Annotated in this window: 13 protein-coding genes and 1 pseudogene; 11 read left to right on the plus strand and 3 right to left on the minus strand. The window is 32.5% G+C overall.

The features are described 5' to 3' along the window. Positions 1-303: pseudogene (locus ACH2BV_RS04550) on the minus strand (2,3,4,5-tetrahydropyridine-2,6-dicarboxylate N-succinyltransferase); the annotation flags it as partial. Positions 304-469: 166 nt separating this feature from the next. Here ACH2BV_RS04550 and ruvX point away from each other — a divergent pair. The 4 genes from ruvX (at position 470) to mazG (ending at position 2,977) form a co-directional block, all read left to right on the plus strand. Further along, positions 470-886: a Holliday junction resolvase RuvX gene (gene ruvX / locus ACH2BV_RS04555; RefSeq protein WP_395049538.1), complete on the plus strand. Its 417-nt coding sequence runs from the start codon at positions 470-472 to the stop codon at positions 884-886. 99 nt (positions 887-985) lie between these two features. Beyond that, on the plus strand, positions 986-1,573 hold the full coding sequence (def, locus tag ACH2BV_RS04560; protein WP_395049539.1) for a peptide deformylase: 588 nt from the start codon (positions 986-988) through the stop codon (positions 1,571-1,573). Positions 1,574-1,629: 56 nt separating this feature from the next. Beyond that, positions 1,630-2,121, plus strand: coding sequence for a DUF5606 domain-containing protein (locus ACH2BV_RS04565; RefSeq protein WP_395049540.1), 492 nt, complete (start codon positions 1,630-1,632; stop codon positions 2,119-2,121). Between the two features lie 82 nt (positions 2,122-2,203). After that, the gene (mazG, locus tag ACH2BV_RS04570) at positions 2,204-2,977 is read left to right on the plus strand and encodes a nucleoside triphosphate pyrophosphohydrolase (protein ID WP_395049541.1); all 774 of its coding nucleotides are present in this window, start codon (positions 2,204-2,206) and stop codon (positions 2,975-2,977) included. Between the two features lie 80 nt (positions 2,978-3,057). On the opposite strand, the gene ACH2BV_RS04575 is transcribed toward mazG, so the two are convergent. Both ACH2BV_RS04575 and ACH2BV_RS04580 read right to left on the minus strand, forming a co-directional pair. Beyond that, on the minus strand, positions 3,058-3,738 hold the full coding sequence (locus tag ACH2BV_RS04575) for a Crp/Fnr family transcriptional regulator (protein WP_395049542.1): 681 nt from the start codon (positions 3,736-3,738) through the stop codon (positions 3,058-3,060). 806 nt (positions 3,739-4,544) lie between these two features. Beyond that, positions 4,545-5,225 carry a Crp/Fnr family transcriptional regulator gene (locus ACH2BV_RS04580; protein WP_395049543.1) on the minus strand — a complete coding sequence of 227 codons (681 nt, stop codon included), beginning with the start codon at positions 5,223-5,225 and terminating at the stop codon, positions 4,545-4,547. A 110-nt stretch (positions 5,226-5,335) separates the two neighbouring features. Here ACH2BV_RS04580 and ACH2BV_RS04585 point away from each other — a divergent pair, with 110 nt between their 5' ends. The 7 genes from ACH2BV_RS04585 to ACH2BV_RS04615 all read left to right on the plus strand — a co-directional run bounded on the left by ACH2BV_RS04585 (position 5,336) and on the right by ACH2BV_RS04615 (position 13,386). Continuing rightward, on the plus strand, positions 5,336-7,714 hold the full coding sequence (locus ACH2BV_RS04585) for a heavy metal translocating P-type ATPase (protein WP_395049544.1): 2,379 nt from the start codon (positions 5,336-5,338) through the stop codon (positions 7,712-7,714). A 113-nt stretch (positions 7,715-7,827) separates the two neighbouring features. Then, on the plus strand, positions 7,828-8,025 hold the full coding sequence (gene ccoS, locus ACH2BV_RS04590; RefSeq protein WP_395049545.1) for a cbb3-type cytochrome oxidase assembly protein CcoS: 198 nt from the start codon (positions 7,828-7,830) through the stop codon (positions 8,023-8,025). A gap of 30 nt (positions 8,026-8,055) precedes the next feature. Then, entirely contained in the window at positions 8,056-10,245 is a 2,190-nt protein-coding gene (gene ccoN, locus ACH2BV_RS04595) for a cytochrome-c oxidase, cbb3-type subunit I (protein ID WP_395049546.1), read from the plus strand. 5 nt (positions 10,246-10,250) lie between these two features. Next, positions 10,251-10,418, plus strand: a complete 168-nt coding sequence (locus ACH2BV_RS04600) for a CcoQ/FixQ family Cbb3-type cytochrome c oxidase assembly chaperone (RefSeq protein ID WP_395049547.1) — start codon at positions 10,251-10,253, stop codon at positions 10,416-10,418. Between the two features lie 37 nt (positions 10,419-10,455). Then, positions 10,456-11,394 carry a cbb3-type cytochrome c oxidase N-terminal domain-containing protein gene (locus ACH2BV_RS04605; protein WP_395049548.1) on the plus strand — a complete coding sequence of 313 codons (939 nt, stop codon included), beginning with the start codon at positions 10,456-10,458 and terminating at the stop codon, positions 11,392-11,394. Positions 11,395-11,488: 94 nt separating this feature from the next. Further along, positions 11,489-12,907, plus strand: coding sequence for a cytochrome c oxidase accessory protein CcoG (ccoG, locus tag ACH2BV_RS04610; protein ID WP_395049549.1), 1,419 nt, complete (start codon positions 11,489-11,491; stop codon positions 12,905-12,907). Between the two features lie 29 nt (positions 12,908-12,936). After that, the gene (locus ACH2BV_RS04615; protein WP_395049550.1) at positions 12,937-13,386 is read left to right on the plus strand and encodes a FixH family protein; all 450 of its coding nucleotides are present in this window, start codon (positions 12,937-12,939) and stop codon (positions 13,384-13,386) included. Positions 13,387-13,434 lie beyond the last annotated feature (48 nt).

Raw genomic sequence — 13,434 nt, forward strand, 5'->3', positions numbered from 1 at the left:
AGCTGATGCTCCAGGAACCACGCGAACTCCTTTTTCGGCATAATCTCTTTTTAACAACATTTTGTCGTTGTATTCGAAGATTCCAGCTTCTAATGTTTCCATTTTTTGGATTGGGAAATACAGAACGACGGCTTTTTTAACCCATTCGTTTACTTGCCAACCTTCGCCAACAGGTTCGGCAACACGCAATTTTCCTGAATCTAATAATTCAATGACTGATCTAATGGCATCAGTAGTTTTTGTTTCTTGTAACAAAGCGCGGTTTTCCCAAGCTTGTTCTATTATGGATTGTAATTCGTTCATTTGGTTAAAATTTTGAGCAAAGATAAATGGATTTTTTTGAAAACTACTTTGTTTTTGTAATACTAACATATTTCCTCTTTTTGTTTAAAAAATCCAACCATTTTTATGTTTATTTTATAAAGGATTGCCTAGTTTCTTGTGTATATTTGTAGCATAATTTAGTTAAATGCCAAGAATCCTCGCCATAGATTACGGACAAAAACGCACAGGAATAGCCGTTACCGATGAATTGCAAATTATAGCTTCGGGTTTGACGACGATTCCATCAGCCACGGCAATTGATTTTTTAACAGCTTATTTTGCCAAAGAAAAAGTAGAAGCCGTGCTCATTGGCGAACCCAAACAAATGAACGGAGAACCTTCGGAAAGTGCTTCCATTATCAAAGGATTTGTAACGCATTTTACCAATCATTTTCCTGATATGAAAGTCATTCGAGTAGACGAGCGTTTTACTTCTAAAATGGCTTTTCAGACGATGATAGATAGTGGCTTGAAAAAGAAACAACGTCAGAACAAAGCGCTAATCGATGAGATTTCAGCAACTATAATGCTTCAGGATTATTTGACTCGAAAAATGTTTTAATGACCACTACTATTTCCAATTCCATAATTTTCATTACTTTTGCGTCCAATTTTGATATAAACACAATTATTATATCTTAAACTTAATTTCAATAATATAATGATTTTACCAATTGTAGGATATGGCGATCCAGTTCTAAGAAAAGTAGGGGAAGTTCTTTCACCAGAATATCCAAACTTGAAAGAAACTATTGCAAATATGTATGAAACGATGTATAATGCTTTTGGCGTGGGACTTGCAGCGCCACAGGTTGGATTAAGCATTCGTCTATTTGTAATTGATACAACGCCTTTTAGTGATGATGAAGATTTACCAATTGAAGAACAAAAGCAATTAAAAGGTTTCAAACGTACTTTTATCAATGCCAAAATGTTGAAAGAAGAAGGAGAATTATGGAGTTTTAACGAAGGTTGTCTTAGTATTCCTGACGTTCGTGAAGACGTTTATAGAAACGAAAAAATCACGATTGAGTATTGCGACGAAGATTTTAACGTGAAAACTGAAGTTTTTGATGGCTTGGTTGCAAGGGTTATTCAACATGAATACGACCATATTGAAGGGATTTTGTTTACTGATTTGATTCCGTCGCTAAAAAGACAATTGATTAAAAAGAAATTACAAAATATTATGGATGGCAAATCCAGACCTGATTACAGAATGAAATTTTGCAATAAAAAAGGAAGATAAAAATACGTTTTCACAAATAACCAAACAAACGAATAATCAAATACACATTTATAAAAATGAATTTAGAAAAAATATTATCAATTTCAGGAAAACCAGGTTTGTACGCATTAAAAGTTCAAACGCGTTCAGGATTTTTGGCTGAATCGTTAGTTGACGGAAAAAAAATCTCTGTTGGATTGAAAGTGAACGTAAGTTTATTATCGGAAATTTCAATTTACACTTATAATGAAGAAAAACCTTTGACTGAAGTAATGAGAAGCATCGCCATCAAAGAAGATAATGGTCCGGCTATTTCTCACAAAGAAGACAATGCCACACTTGTAGCCTATTTTATGAAAATTCTTCCAGAATACGATTCGGAAAGAGTATATCCTTCGGATATAAAGAAAGTCTTGAGTTGGTATAATTTGCTTCAATCAAAAGGAATGGTTTCTAAAGAAGAACCAAAAATTGACAACGCTGAAGAAGTATTGGAGAAAGTTGTTGAAGAAGTAGTAGCCGAAAAAGCAAAAGCTCCAGCTAAAAAAGCAAAAACCAAAAAAGAATAGATTTTTATTTTTAAACATATTTTAATCCTGTCAAGATGTTTTCCTGACAGGATTTCCTATTTTTACACAAAACCAAAATACAATGAACTCCAAACAACACCAACTCCAAGCTTTTGAAAGATTATTAAATATTATGGATGATTTGCGTGAAAAATGTCCTTGGGACAAGAAGCAAACGATCCAATCTTTAAGGCATTTGACAATTGAAGAAACCTATGAGTTAGGCGATGCTATTTTGGATAATGATTTGAATGAAGTTAAGAAAGAGTTGGGCGATTTGTTACTGCACATTGTTTTTTATGCCAAAATAGGAAGCGAAACTAACGATTTTGATATGGCCGATGTTTGTAACGAGATTTGTGACAAGCTCATCCACCGTCATCCGCATATTTACAGTGATGTCGTGGTAAAAGACGAGGAAGAAGTGAAACAAAATTGGGAAAAACTAAAACTAAAAGAAGGGAAAAAATCGGTTTTAGAAGGTGTTCCAAAAAGTTTACCCGCATTGGTGAAAGCCAGCAGAATTCAGGACAAGGTAAAAGGAGTGGGTTTCGATTGGGAAGAACCACATCAAGTTTGGGATAAAGTTCAGGAAGAAATAGAGGAATTTCAGGCTGAAGTCGAGGCTGGTGATCAGGACAAAATGGAGTCTGAATTTGGTGACGTGTTGTTTTCGATGATAAATTACGCTAGATTTTTAAACATAAATCCCGAAGACGCTTTAGAACGAACAAACAAGAAATTCATTAAAAGGTTTCAATATTTAGAAAGCAAAGCAGGAGAATTAGGAAAGCCATTAATGGATATGACTTTGGCGGAGATGGACATTTTTTGGAACGAAGCCAAAAAACTGTAATAAAATCAAAGATTGCTAAACATTTTAATTTTGGAAAGAAGCCAAAAAATTGTAATTTCTGGATTATCTCCAAAAAATAATTAATTCCCCATTCTTTTAAGTTTACTAATGTCTTTAACCACAATTTTTTTACCAACTAATTCTATAAGCCCTAATCTATTAAAATCGGATAATAAACGGATCAAACTTTCAGTAGCTGTACCAATCATTCCGGCCAGTTCTTCTCTGGAAAGTTGGATACGTAATGAGTCATCTTCGTTTTTGCCGAAAGTTTCGTGAAGGTAAACTAAAGCTTCTGCTAACCGTTCTTTTACGTTTTTTTGGGACATTGACACTACGTGTTCACTTGTTTCCTTCAAGTCGTCGCAAATATTCTTCATTAAATTTCTTGAAAACTGGTTGTTATGGTCAAACAAACTGAGTACCTCACTTCTTGGAATAAAACAAACTTCCATATCTTCTTGAGCTATAGCACTTAAATTGGTAGGTTCATCACTAATCATTTCACGTTGACCAAGTAATTCACCCGGTTTTACTAGCTTTACGATTTGGTCTTTTCCGTTTGAACTTAATTTGGAGAGTTTGCAAACTCCACTTTGAATACAATAAATACCATTTACATTATCTCCTTCTTCAAAAATGTGCTCACCTTTTTTGATGGTATAGGATGTTTTGCATTTGGCAAGATGAACTAATTCGTCTTTATTAAGTACTTTAAGAGAACTGAATTCTCTAACGATACATTGTTCACATTTACTCATATGATGTTGGAGGTAATAGGTTTTATGCAAATCATCCTTCATGCTCTAATGAAGTAACTTCTTCATGCTCATTGATTCAAAGATTCAAAATCTAAAAGTAGGCTATCCAAATCAATATAAATTATTTTTTTAATTCATTTTTTAAATAAATAATATTAATTTTATTTATGGAAGGTAGACAATCCATTTCTTAACAACCTCACAATCCGATTATATACTTAAAAAACCGTTGAAATACAAAATATATTTTATATAATATTTTTATTATTCATATGGTTAATTAGAGTCCGAGGCATTTTTAGATAAATCTACTTTGATTGATTTTGTAAATTATTTTAATATTAAACTTGATAATATGGTATTAGAACATATCAGTTTTTATTGATAAAAACGGCAGATGAATTAATTCTCTAATATGATGCGACTAAATTAAAAAAAAATTAGACAATTAAGTTATTATTAACTTTAATAAGATGGATGATAAGTCAAAATTAACAGTCAAAATCATTTATAAAACTGCAAGAAAGCATAATTAATTGACGAAAGTAGAAAAGAAAAAGTGATGTATAAACTTTCAGAATTTTAAGGGGATTATTTTTAGTGTATTTAAAAGCAATTAATGGTAAGAAGTAAAAACGACTGATAATAAAAAAATAATAGATGAGGATTTAATGCTGAAGAGGCAGAAGTCGAAACAAATGAGTTGTATTTTAGCAAGTCTATTGTTTATTACAATAAAAAAAGGATTGGTAAATACAATCCGATTTAATATTAAATATTTTATTTTTAGAATAGCATAGCAGAAATTAGTCCGCTATTCTCCTAAGTTTATTCAAGTCTTTAATAACTATTTTTTTGCCAATCAATTCAATCAATCCAATTTTATTAAAATCAGATAACAATCTGATGCAACTTTCAGTGGCTGTTCCAATCATTCCAGCTAATTCTTCACGAGAAAGTTGAATCCGTAAAGACCCGTCTTTATTTTTCCCAAAAGACTCTTCAAGGTAAATAAGAGTTTCTGCTAAGCGTTCTTTAACTGTTTTTTGAGAAATAGAAACCATATGCTCACTGGCATCTTTCAAATCGCCACAAATAGTCTTCATCATATTCATTGAAAACTGGTTGTTATTATCAAACATATTCATCACTTCGCTTTTTGGAATAAAACAAACTTCCATATCTTCAAGAGCCACAGCACTCAAATTAGCAGGTTCGTCACTAATCATCGAACGTTGTCCAAGTAACTCACCAGGCTTAACTAATCTTACAATTTGATCTTTTCCGTTAGGACTTAATTTCGATAATTTACAGACACCTACTGTAATGCAATAAATACCATTTACACTATCACCTTCTTCAAAAATATAATCCCCTTTTTTGATGATAGAAGAGGTTTTGCATTCTGCAAGTTTTACTAGTTCGTCTTTATTAAGTGCCTTTAAAGAGCTAAATTCTCTAACGATACATTGTTCACATTTACCCATAAAAGAAAAATATTATTTTGGAGAGGCAAATCTACAAAATTATATGATAATTATCATATTTTTAATTTTTTCACCTACTATATTTGTGGACTGTTAAAACAGAAAAATTTATGGAGGTGAAAAGCTGTTTCCACTGTGGGTTGGGTGTTACAAAAGAAGACCAAATTGTCTTTGATGAAAAATTGTTTTGTTGCAATGGTTGTAAGACTGTATACGAAATTTTCAGTCTTAATGATATGACTTGCTATTATGATTTCGAAAAATCTCCTGGGGCAACTCCACTTGATATTAGTGGTAAATATGATTTTTTGGACAACGAAGGTATAGTTTCAAAACTTTTGGAATTTAAAGAAGATAAAACAGCAATTGTTTCACTTAATATTCCTCATATTCATTGTAGTTCGTGTATTTGGATTCTCGAAAATCTTCAAAAACTGCTAAAAGGCATCAGTATTTCTCAGGTAAATTTTCCTGAAAAGAAAGTCCGAATTACATACAATCCAGAGGTAGTATCGCTTAAAACTATTGTCCATTTATTGAGTTCTATTGGATATGAGCCCTATATCAGTTTGGAAAATTATGAGACAGGGAAGAATAATGTTGATAGGAGTCTGATATATAAACTGGGATTGGCTTTCTTTTGTTTTGGTAATATTATGTTGCTTTCTTTTCCTGAATATTTTGAAGTCAAAGAATATTGGTTAGACAATTACAGACCGTTTTTTCGCTGGTTGATTTTTGCTCTATCCTTGCCGTCGTTCTTATATTCTGCCAGTGGATATTATGTTTCGGCTTACAAAAGCATAAAGTCAGGAATGCTTAATATTGATATTCCAATTGCTTTGGGGATTATTATATTCTTTGTTCGAAGTACTTTTGATATCGTGATGGATTATGGTTCTGGTTTTTTTGACAGCTTGACAGGACTGATTTTCTTTATGCTTTTGGGCAAAATGTTCCAAATCAAAACCTATAGTTTCTTGAGTTTCGAAAGGGATTTTAAATCTTATTTTCCAATAGCAATTACAAGGATTAATAGTGATACTTCTGAGGAAAGTGTTCCAATTTATGATATCGAAAAAGGAAATCGATTGTTGATTAGAAACCAAGAATTGATTCCTGTAGATGGAATTTTAATCTCCGAAAAAGCTGAAATCGATTACAGTTTTGTTACCGGAGAAGCGATTCCAATTACTAAAAAGTCAGGCGATAAAGTTTTTGCAGGTGGAAAACAAATAGGCAAAGTGATTGAAATGGAAGTTTTACATTCGGTTTCTCAAAGCTATTTGACACAATTGTGGAGCAATGATGTTTTTCAGAAAAATGTTCAACAAAGACACAAGTCCATAACCGATACAATCAGTCGATATTTTACACCAATTCTTTTATTAATTGCTTTTGCCGGATTTGGTTATTGGTTTTTTATTGATGTTAATACTGCTTTCAATGTTTTTACGGCAGTTTTAATTGTGGCTTGCCCTTGTGCATTGGCTTTGACCGCACCTTTTACGATGGGAAATGTCTTGCGAATATTGGGTAAAAAGAAATTTTATCTAAAAAATGCTTTGGTAATTGAGCAATTAGCCAAAGTTGATACCATAGTTTTTGACAAAACAGGAACGATTACCACTAATAAAAAATCAAATATTTCTTATGAAGGCAAAGTACTTTCAGAGGAAAATCTATTGATTTTAAAAAGTGTTCTTCGTGCTTCCAATCATCCTTTAAGCAGAATGTTATATGATTTTTTGCCAGAATGTAAAAGATTGAAAATATCCGATTTTGAAGAAATAACAGGAAAAGGCATTCAGGCAAATATTGATGGAATTAAAGTTCAGGTTGGTTCATCAGATTTTGTTGAAAAATCTGAAGAAAAGAGTATTCAACAAACATCAGTTCATATTAAGATTAATGAAATTTATTTTGGTAAATATATTTTCAATAATCAATATAGAGAAGGGTTGGAAGAACTTTTTAGGAATTTAAGCATCAATTATCAAATCAAGGTTTTGTCTGGTGATAATGAAGGGGAGCGAGAAACTTTGTCTGCTATTTTACCAAAAGAAACCGAATTGATTTTCAATCAAAAGCCAGAACAAAAGCTCGAATTTATTAAAAAAATGCAGCAAGAAGGCAAAAACGTAATGATGGTTGGCGACGGACTTAATGATGCAGGTGCTTTGGCACAAAGTAACATTGGTATCTCAATTTCAGAAAACGTAAATGTATTTTCTCCTGCTTGTGATGCGATTTTAGATGCAAATGAGTTTAAAAAATTAAATTATTTTCTCAAATTATCTAAGAAATCCATTACAACGATAAAAATGAGTTTTGCATTGTCATTTTTATATAATGTTGTTGGTTTGTCATTTGCCATAACAGGGAACTTAAAGCCATTAGTAGCCGCAATCATAATGCCATTAAGTACAGTAACAATTGTTAGTTTTGTGACTTTAATGAGTAATTATTATGCTAGAAGATTAAAGTGAAAATCGATTAAAAATCCATTTTTTTTTATAATTTTAACAAAATATTAAAATATGATAATTATCATATATATAAAAAAGGCAATAAGGTATTTTTGTTAACTTAATATAATAATATGAGTGTAATATATTTACTTATCTCCATCAGTATAATTGTAGCTATTTTCTTTTTTGTTGCTTTTATTAGAGCAGTGAAAACTGGTCAATACGATGATGATTATACTCCTTCAGTTAGAATGCTTTTTGATGATGAACTTGTTAAAAAAGCTAATGATGAACACACTCAGATTAACGAAAACAACCTTAAGCCTTAATTTTTTTAAACCAATTAACAAACATTATTTATGGAAATGCAACAGTTTTATTATGACAACAAAATTGTAAAGAAATTTATTTACGCGACTATCGTTTTCGGTGTTGTGGGAATGTTGGTGGGGCTAATTTTAGCTACTATGTTTCTTTTTCCAAACATGACCGACGGAATTTCCTGGTTGAGTTTTGGTAGACTGAGACCTTTACATACCAATGCAGTTATTTTTGCATTTGTAGGAAATGCAATGTTTGCAGGAATTTATTATTCGTTACAGCGATTACTAAAAGCCAGAATGTTCAGCGACTTCTTAAGTAATTTAAATTTTTGGGGTTGGCAGTTGATTATTGTTGCCGCAGCTATTTCGTTGCCATTAGGTTATAGTACTTCTAAAGAATACGCAGAATTAGAATGGCCAATAGATATTGCCATTGCTTTGATTTGGGTAGCTTTTGGTATTAATATGATTGGCACAATTCTAAAAAGAAGAGAGCGTCATTTATATGTTGCAATTTGGTTTTATATAGCCACTATCGTTACCGTGGCGGTTTTACATATTTTTAATAGCTTAGAATTGCCTATAAGTGCTATGAAAAGTTACTCTGTTTACGCAGGGGTTCAAGATGCTTTGGTTCAATGGTGGTATGGTCATAATGCAGTTGCATTTTTCTTGACAACTCCATTTTTAGGATTGATGTATTATTTTGTTCCTAAAGTAGCTAACCGTCCGGTTTATTCTTATAGACTATCAATTGTTCACTTCTGGTCATTAATATTTTTATACATCTGGGCAGGACCACACCATTTATTATATTCTGCTTTACCAACTTGGGCACAAAATTTAGGTGTTGTGTTTTCAATTATGTTGATTGCTCCATCTTGGGGAGGTATGATAAACGGACTTTTAACTTTAAGAGGTGTTTGGGATAAAGTGCGTGAGGAACCAGTTTTAAAATTCTTCGTTGTAGCGATTACGGGTTATGGTATGGCTACTTTCGAAGGTCCAATGTTGTCTCTAAAAAATGTAAATGCTATTGCACATTATACGGATTGGATTATTGCTCACGTTCACGTAGGTGCTTTGGCCTGGAATGGCTTTATGGCTTTCGGTATTATCTATTGGTTGATACCAAGAATGACTAAGAGCACTCTATATTCTACTAAATTAGCTAATTTCCATTTTTGGATTGGTACTTTAGGTATTATTCTTTATACAATTCCAATGTATGTTGCTGGTTTTACACAAGCTTCAATGTGGAAACAATTTAATCCAGACGGAACATTAACTTATGGTAACTTCCTTGAAACAGTAACTCAAATTATGCCAATGTATTGGATGAGAGCTGCCGGTGGATTATTGTATCTTACAGGAATGTTAGTATTAGTTTATAACATTATTCAAACCGTAAGAGCTGGTGAAACCATCGAAGATGAATTGGCTGAAGCTCCTGAATTACAAAAAATTAGTGCAGGAAGAATCAAAGGTGAAAAATACCACGCTTGGTTAGAAAGAAAACCTATTCAATTGACAATTTTTGCTGTTATTGCCATTCTAATTGGAGGAATTGTTCAAATTGTTCCAACGATTGTGATTAAATCTAATATTCCAATCATTGCTAGTGTAAAACCATATTCACCATTAGAATTACAAGGTCGTGATTTATACATTCGCGAAGGATGTGTAGGTTGTCATTCACAATCAGTTCGTCCTTTCCGCAGTGAAGTGGAACGTTATGGGCCACAATCAAAAGCTGGAGAATTTGTTTACGATCACCCATTCCTTTGGGGTTCAAAACGTACAGGTCCTGATTTATTGAGAGAAGGAGAGAAATATCCAGATCTTTGGCATTTTAATCACTTTTATGATCCGCAGCGAGTATCAGATGGATCAATTATGCCTTCTTATAAATGGTTGTTTGCCAATGAAGCGATGGATATTTCAATGACCGAAAAGAAAATGCAAGCAATGCAAACACTTGGAGTTCCTTATACTGATGAACAAATTACTAATGGACAGAAAGATTTGAGAGCGCAAGCTTTGAAAATCGAAGAAAGTTTGAAAAATGATCCTGACTTTGTAAAAAGTTATGATGCAAGCAAGAAAAAAGCGGAAGCAAGAGGAGAAAAATTTGTTCCTATGAATGAAAGAGAAGTCGTTGCTTTAATCGCATACATTCAAAGACTTGGTACTGACATCAAAGTGAAAAACAACTCTAATAAATAGTAGTTATGTTCGAGCAAATAAAACATAATTTGGAAACTATCGAAGGAATCGAGACCTATCCAATAATTTCATTATTGATTTTCTTTGCCTTTTTTATTGGACTTGGTCTATGGGTTTTCTCATACAAGAAAGATAAAATTGATGAAATGAGTCAAATTCCTTTGAACGATTAAAAAATAATTAAAAATATAATTTTCAAAATATATAAAAATGAAAAAATTGATCCCGGCATACATAAGAGTTCTGGTTATTTTCTTTGCGGTTTTTGCTGCAATGGAATATTTCATTGACTCAGGAAGTCAACCTGCTTTTATAAAGTTCCCAATGGTTTCCCTATTTTTATTAGTATTCCTTTTTCTACTGATAGCAATAGAAATCACTGTTAATGCAGTTGATACAATTACGTATCAATTGTTAACCGAAGAACAAAAAGCAAAATTAGGAGAAACTTCAAGTGTTAGTTTTAAAGAGAGTGCTTGGTATAAGAATCTAATAAAACTCCTAACTAAAACAGTTCCAATTGAAAATGAAGGGCAATTATTGTTAGATCACGATTATGATGGTATCAAGGAATTAGACAATAGTTTGCCACCATGGTGGGTATATTTGTTCTACGGTTGTATCATTTTTGCAGTGGTTTACCTTGTTCGATTTGAGGTTATGGGAGGCGACAATCAGGAAATGGAGCTTAAAAAAGAAATGGCTCAAGCCCAAATTGATATTGCTGAATACAAGAAAACAGCTCCTGATTTAATGGATGAAAACACAGTTACTTTATTAACTACTCCTGCAGATCTAGCTGCAGGAAAAGCTATTTTTACCGCTAATTGTATTCCTTGTCACAGAGCAGATGCTGGAGGGCAAATTGGACCAAACTTAACTGATGATAATTGGATTTTGGGTGGTGGAATTAAAAATGTTTTTCACACTCTAGTAAATGGTGGTCGTGACGGAAAAGGTATGATCTCTTGGAAAGCAACTTTGAAACCTAAACAGATGCAAGAAGTTGCAAGCTATGTGCTGTCATTAAGAGGAAGCAATCCTGTTAATCCAAAAGCTCCGGATGGAGAAATTTGGGTTGATCCAAATGCACCTAAAACTGCCGCTGCTGTTCCTGCAACTATAGACACTACCGCAGTAAAGAAATAAATTTAAAAACTAATAAACAGTTTTTAAGCTCATAATCTTTGTCAAAGTCACTAACTTTGACAAAGATTTTATGATTTAATAAATACCCATTAAAATGTCAAAATTACCGGACGAAGCTTTCAGAGATACTATTGGAACAATTGATGAAGAAGGACACAGAAAATTTATTTTCCCTAAAAAACCTTCCGGTAGATTTTACGAATATAGAAAGTGGGTTAGTTACTTTTTGTTGATTATTCTGGTTGCAAATCCTTTCCTAAAGATTAATGGCAATCAATTTATGATGTTCAACGTTTTGGAAAGAAGATTTAATATTTTCGGGTTTCCATTTTGGCCACAAGATTTTTACCTCTTTGTAATTTCTATGATTGTTGGCGTTGTTTTCGTAATTCTATTTACAGTAATTTTTGGTAGAATATTTTGCGGATGGATTTGTCCGCAAACCATATTTCTGGAAATGGTTTTCCGCAGAATTGAATACTGGATTGAAGGCGATCGCGGAGCGCAAATCCGTTTGGAAAAACAAGAATGGAATGCGGAAAAAATCAGGAAGAAAGCATTTAAATGGTCTATCTTTTTAATAATTTCTTTTGCGATTGCCAATGTTTTTCTCGCTTATCTTATCAGCAGTGACGAATTAATCATAATGATTGAGGAAGGGCCAGAAAATCATATAAGTACTTTAATTTCATTGTTTATTTTCACAGGAGTTTTCTATTTTATTTTTGCTTGGTTTAGAGAACAAGTATGCATTATTGCTTGTCCGTACGGAAGATTACAAGGAGTATTATTAGATAATAAATCGATCAATGTTGCTTATGATTTTGTTCGAGGAGAAAAGGAATTGGGCAGAGCCAAATTCAATAAACAAGAAGACAGGGCAGCCTCGGGAAAAGGGGATTGTATTGACTGCAAACAATGTGTACATGTTTGTCCAACAGGAATTGATATTCGCAACGGAACGCAATTAGAATGTGTAAATTGCACAGCTTGTATTGATGAATGTGATACGATTATGGAAGGTGTTGGGTTGCCAAAAGGACTGATTCGCTTTGCTTCGGAAGATGAAATAGAAAAAAATTCCAAGTTCAAATTTACTGCAAGAATGAAAGGCTATTCAGCTGTTTTGTTTATTCTTATTGGTATATTAGCTGGATTGTTGTTCTTGCGAACTGATGTCGAAGCTGTTATTTTGAGACTTCCAGGACAATTGTTTCAACATAAAGGAGATAATATCAGTAATATTTATACGTTTAAAATTATTAACAAAACAAGTAATGATTTCAATGACATTCACTTTAAACTGGTTGGAATAAAAGGAACGCTGAAAGTAGTGGGCGAACAAGATTTAAAAGTGCCAAAACAAGGAATGAAAAACGGAACTTTATTTATCGAAATCAATCAAAATTTATTGGAAGACGACAAAACAAAACTTGAAATTGAAGTTTATGATGGCAATAAAAAAATTGAAACCAGTAGAACTAGTTTTTTAAGTCCAAGAAGTTTTGATTAACTTTATAAACTCTAAACAAATAGTACAGCATGAAAATTAATTGGGGAACAGGAATTGTAATTGCATTTGCATTATTTATTACCTTTATTTTATATTTTGTTTTAAGTGTACAATCCAATTCTAAATACGACAACGAATTGGTTGTAGAAGAATATTACAAACACGATGCAAAATTTGGTGATGAAATGGTTCGGGTTCAAAATGCAACTGATTTGGCTCAAAAGCCTGTAATATCAAATACTTCCGAAGGAATTACAATTATTTTTCCAGAAGTCTATATTCCAAAAGACATCAAGGGGAATGTTTCTTTTTACAGGCCATCCAACAAAAACTTTGATTTTGTCGTTCCTATTTCACTTTCAGGTTCTTCTTTATTTGTTCCTGCAAAAAGATTGGTTGGCGGACGCTGGGACATCAATATGGAGTGGCAATATCAAGGAAAACAGTATCTTACTAAAGAAATAATTTATATTAAATAAAAGATTTTAAGTCTAATAATTGAAGTCTGTAATTTGTAATTTAAAATG

This window comes from Flavobacterium sp., from assembly GCF_043780635.1.
Taxonomy (GTDB): domain Bacteria; phylum Bacteroidota; class Bacteroidia; order Flavobacteriales; family Flavobacteriaceae; genus Flavobacterium.

Bases quoted from the DNA above. Each gene is read 5' to 3' on its own strand.
- ACH2BV_RS04565 (WP_395049540.1), top strand. From the start codon at position 1,630: ATGAATTTAGAAAAAATATTATCAATTTCAGGAAAACCAGGTTTGTAC.
- ccoG (WP_395049549.1), top strand. From the start codon at position 11,489: ATGTCAAAATTACCGGACGAAGCTTTCAGAGATACTATTGGAACAATT.
- mazG (WP_395049541.1), top strand. From the start codon at position 2,204: ATGAACTCCAAACAACACCAACTCCAAGCTTTTGAAAGATTATTAAAT.
- def (WP_395049539.1), top strand. From the start codon at position 986: ATGATTTTACCAATTGTAGGATATGGCGATCCAGTTCTAAGAAAAGTA.
- ccoN (WP_395049546.1), top strand. From the start codon at position 8,056: ATGGAAATGCAACAGTTTTATTATGACAACAAAATTGTAAAGAAATTT.
- ACH2BV_RS04615 (WP_395049550.1), top strand. From the start codon at position 12,937: ATGAAAATTAATTGGGGAACAGGAATTGTAATTGCATTTGCATTATTT.
- ACH2BV_RS04585 (WP_395049544.1), top strand. From the start codon at position 5,336: ATGGAGGTGAAAAGCTGTTTCCACTGTGGGTTGGGTGTTACAAAAGAA.
- ruvX (WP_395049538.1), top strand. From the start codon at position 470: ATGCCAAGAATCCTCGCCATAGATTACGGACAAAAACGCACAGGAATA.
- ACH2BV_RS04580 (WP_395049543.1), bottom strand. From the start codon at position 5,225: ATGGGTAAATGTGAACAATGTATCGTTAGAGAATTTAGCTCTTTAAAG.
- ACH2BV_RS04605 (WP_395049548.1), top strand. From the start codon at position 10,456: ATGAAAAAATTGATCCCGGCATACATAAGAGTTCTGGTTATTTTCTTT.
- ACH2BV_RS04600 (WP_395049547.1), top strand. From the start codon at position 10,251: ATGTTCGAGCAAATAAAACATAATTTGGAAACTATCGAAGGAATCGAG.
- ccoS (WP_395049545.1), top strand. From the start codon at position 7,828: ATGAGTGTAATATATTTACTTATCTCCATCAGTATAATTGTAGCTATT.
- ACH2BV_RS04575 (WP_395049542.1), bottom strand. From the start codon at position 3,738: ATGAGTAAATGTGAACAATGTATCGTTAGAGAATTCAGTTCTCTTAAA.